The organism is Chitinophaga sp., from assembly GCF_035564935.1.
In the GTDB taxonomy this organism is placed as follows: domain Bacteria; phylum Bacteroidota; class Bacteroidia; order Chitinophagales; family Chitinophagaceae; genus Chitinophaga.
The window spans coordinates 1-3,743 of the sequence record NZ_DATMTE010000143.1; the positions used below are offsets into that span (position 1 = coordinate 1).

A 3,743-nucleotide genomic window follows, 5' to 3' on the forward strand; every position below is an offset into this window, starting at 1 on the left:
CATTTGGTTTTTATTTTTCCTGCGTTAAATTTGCCCGACATTTCAAACATCTTTTTATACTAGGAAGCTTAGAATTTTACTTATGAAGTGGTCACAGTTCTTTAATACCTCTATCGGTAAGAAGTTATTGGTAGGTGCTACCGGCTTGTTTCTTTGCAGTTTTGTTATTGTACACCTGGCGGGTAATTTCCAGCTGTTGTACAACGATGAGGGCAAAGCCTTTAACGCATACGCTGCGTTCATGGGACACAACAGCCTGATTCAGTTTATTGCCTGGGGGCTGAAAATTGTGATCCTGCTGCACGCATTTATTGCGCTTCAGCTCACATTCAGCAACAGGGCGGCCCGTCCGGTGAAGTACGCCGTGAACCCGGGTAATCAAACATCTTCCTGGTTCAGCCGCCAGATGGCCATCATGGGAAGTATTCTCTTCATCTTCATTGTTATCCACCTGGTTAACTTCTGGGGAAAATTTCACTACACAGAACTGCCTACCCGTACTTATGAGGGCAGTATTGAGCCGCTGAAAGATCTGTATGCCTTGTCTTATGAAACCTTCAGGAACGGCTGGTTGGTAGCCTTGTACGTGATCGGTATGATCGGTCTGTCTTTCCACCTGATCCATGGTTTTAAAAGCGCCTGTCAGACCTTCGGTTTAAATCATAAAAAATACAACGGCCTCCTCAGCTTCATTGGCATATGGTTGTTCGGAATAGCCATCCCTATTGGTTTCGCTATCATTCCCGTTGTAATCTATTTCAAATAATTCTGTAAAGTAAGGATATATGTTGAACGCAAAAATTCCTGCCGGACCATTAAATTCCAAATGGGAAGACTATAAAGGACATTGTAAGCTGGTGAACCCTGCCAATAAACGTAGCCTGGAAGTGATCATCATTGGTACAGGTTTGGCCGGTGCATCAGCAGCGGCTTCGTTAGGTGAATTAGGATATAAAGTAAAAGCATTCTGCTTTCAGGATAGCCCGCGCCGTGCACACAGTATTGCTGCCCAGGGCGGTATCAACGCGGCAAAAAATTATCAGAACGATGGCGACTCCGTTTTCCGTTTGTTCTACGACACAGTAAAAGGTGGCGACTACCGCTCCCGCGAAGCCAACGTACACCGTTTGGCAGAAGTAAGCGGTAATATTATAGATCAGTGCGTGGCACAGGGTGTTCCCTTCGCCCGTGAATATGGCGGCCTGTTAAGTAACCGCTCTTTTGGCGGTACACAGGTACAGCGTACTTTTTATGCAGCAGGTCAAACCGGCCAGCAGCTGTTGCTCGGCGCTTACTCTGCGCTGGAACGCCAGGTGGCTTTGGGTAATGTGAAAATGTACAACCGCCATGAAATGCTCGATATCGTGAAAATTGATGGGAAAGCACGCGGTATCATTGCACGTAACCTGGTAACCGGCGAACTGGAACGCCATTTCGGTCATGCCGTGCTGATCTGCAGCGGAGGCTATGGTAACGTGTTCTACCTGTCTACCAACGCAATGGGTTCTAACGTAACTGCCGCCTGGAAAGCAACCAAGAACGGCGCTTACTTTGCTAACCCCTGCTTCACACAAATTCACCCTACCTGTATCCCGGTGTCCGGCGATCACCAGTCAAAACTGACCCTCATGTCAGAATCACTGCGTAACGACGGTCGTATCTGGGTACCCAAAAAACAGAACGATACCCGCAAAGCCAGCGATATTCCTGAAGAAGAAAGGGACTATTACCTGGAAAGAAGATATCCTGCATTCGGTAACCTCGTTCCCCGCGACGTGGCTTCCCGTGCTGCAAAAGAAAGATGCGATGCCGGTTATGGCGTAGGTACTTCCAAACAGGCAGTGTACCTCGACTTTGCCGCAGCCATTGAACGTTATGGTAATATTGAAGTGGGCAAACGCCAGATCTCCAATGCTTCCAAAGAAGAGATTATCAAACTGGGTAAAGAAGTAGTAGCCGAAAAATATGGTAACCTGTTCGACATGTACGCCAAGATCACAGGTGAAAATCCTTACGAGCTGCCTATGCGTATCTACCCTGCGGTACACTACACCATGGGCGGTCTCTGGGTGGATTATGAACTGGGTACCACCGTTCCCGGCCTGTATTCCCTGGGGGAAGCCAACTTCTCCGATCACGGCGCTAACCGCCTGGGCGCATCAGCACTGATGCAGGGCCTGGCTGATGGTTATTTCGTGATCCCTTACACCATCGGCAACTACCTGGCAGATGAAATCCGCACAAAGGCAATCCCTACCGACCATCCGGCTTTCGCGGAAGCAGAAAATAAAGTAAGAGATACGATTAATAAACTGATCAGCATCAAAGGTTCCAAATCCGTTGATTTCTTCCATAAGAAACTGGGTAAGATCATGTGGGATAAATGCGGTATGGCGCGTAATGAAAAGGGGCTGAAAGAAGCGATCGAAGAAATCAAAGCGCTGCGGGCAGAGTTCTGGAAAGATGTGCGTATCCCCGGAGATACTAAAGAATTTAACCCCGAGCTGGAAAAAGCCGGTCGTGTGGCCGACTTCCTGGAACTGGGCGAATTAATGTGCCTCGATGCGCTGAACCGTCGCGAATCCTGTGGTGGTCACTTCCGTGAAGAATCACAAACCGACGAAGGAGAAGCACAACGTAACGATGCAGAATTTAGTTACGTAGCTGCCTGGGAATATAAAGGCGAAGGCCAGTACGAACTCCACAAGGAAGCACTGGAATTTGTTGAATGTAAACCAACACAGCGTAGCTATAAATAATGGTTATTGGCGAACCGTTTAGCGGTTAGCCAGGATTATAAATCAAATAATTGTCCAAGATATATGGAACATTATAACATGAACCTCACATTAAAAGTGTGGAGGCAGAAAAACAAAGATGATCAGGGTAGATTTGAAACGTTACAGGCAAAGAACATTTCTTCTGAAATGTCGTTCCTGGAAATGTTTGATGTAGTGAATGAAGAACTGATCAATGAAGGCAAAGAACCAATAGCATTTGACCACGATTGCCGCGAAGGTATCTGCGGTATGTGCTCCATGCATATCAACGGCCGTGCACATGGTCCGTGGAATGGTACTACTACCTGCCAGCTGCACATGCGCGCTTTCAAAGATGGCGATACCATCACGGTAGAACCCTGGAGAGCAGGCTCATTCCCGGTGATCAAAGATCTCACTGTAGACAGATCCGCGTTTGACCGCATTATTGAAGCTGGTGGTTATATTTCTGTAAATACAGGTAACGCCCAGGATGCAAACTGTATCCCGGTAGATAAGACCAAAGCGGACCTGGCTTTTGCTGCGGCAGCCTGTATCGGTTGCGGCGCCTGCGTAGCGGCATGTAAGAACTCTTCTGCCATGCTGTTCGTATCTGCAAAAGTTTCCCAGCTGGCATTGCTGCCACAGGGCCATCCGGAAAAACAATCCCGCGCGCTCAATATGATCGCGCAAATGGATAAGGAAGGCTTTGGCAGCTGTACCAACACTGGCGCCTGCGAAGCGGAATGCCCGAAAGAAATTTCCCTCACCAATATCGCCCGCCTCAACAGGGAGTTTATTGCTGCAGGTTTTTCTTCCGAGAAATAGCGCGGATGTTGTCTGACTCAGGATTAAACTGATTAGGCTGATTACCCTGATTTTATTTTTTTGAATGATATATAAAGGAGATGGGAATGTTACGGCATTCTTATCTCCTTTCTTTTTTAACGCGGATTTTGTCTGACTCAGGATTAAACTGATTAC

At 47.4% G+C, this 3,743-nt stretch carries 3 protein-coding genes; all 3 read left to right on the forward strand.

Features of this window, described 5'->3' with window-relative positions; all coding sequences use genetic code 11:
• Nucleotides 1-82 precede the first annotated feature (82 nt).
• The gene (locus tag VN105_RS03855) at nucleotides 83-766 is read left to right on the forward strand and encodes a succinate dehydrogenase cytochrome b subunit (RefSeq protein ID WP_325638109.1); all 684 of its coding nucleotides are present in this window, start codon (nucleotides 83-85) and stop codon (nucleotides 764-766) included.
• Between the two features lie 19 nt (nucleotides 767-785).
• Complete coding sequence (locus VN105_RS03860) at nucleotides 786-2,759, forward strand: fumarate reductase/succinate dehydrogenase flavoprotein subunit (protein WP_325638111.1); 1,974 nt, start codon at nucleotides 786-788, stop codon at nucleotides 2,757-2,759.
• Nucleotides 2,760-2,822: 63 nt separating this feature from the next.
• Nucleotides 2,823-3,587, forward strand: coding sequence for a succinate dehydrogenase/fumarate reductase iron-sulfur subunit (locus tag VN105_RS03865; protein WP_325638113.1), 765 nt, complete (start codon nucleotides 2,823-2,825; stop codon nucleotides 3,585-3,587).
• The last annotated feature ends 156 nt before the right edge of the window (nucleotides 3,588-3,743 follow it).

What these genes read in the sequence shown, in the direction of transcription:
- VN105_RS03855 (WP_325638109.1), top strand. Translation starts at nt 83, where the DNA reads ATGAAGTGGTCACAGTTCTTTAATACCTCTATCGGTAAGAAGTTATTG.
- VN105_RS03860 (WP_325638111.1), top strand. Translation starts at nt 786, where the DNA reads ATGTTGAACGCAAAAATTCCTGCCGGACCATTAAATTCCAAATGGGAA.
- VN105_RS03865 (WP_325638113.1), top strand. Translation starts at nt 2,823, where the DNA reads ATGGAACATTATAACATGAACCTCACATTAAAAGTGTGGAGGCAGAAA.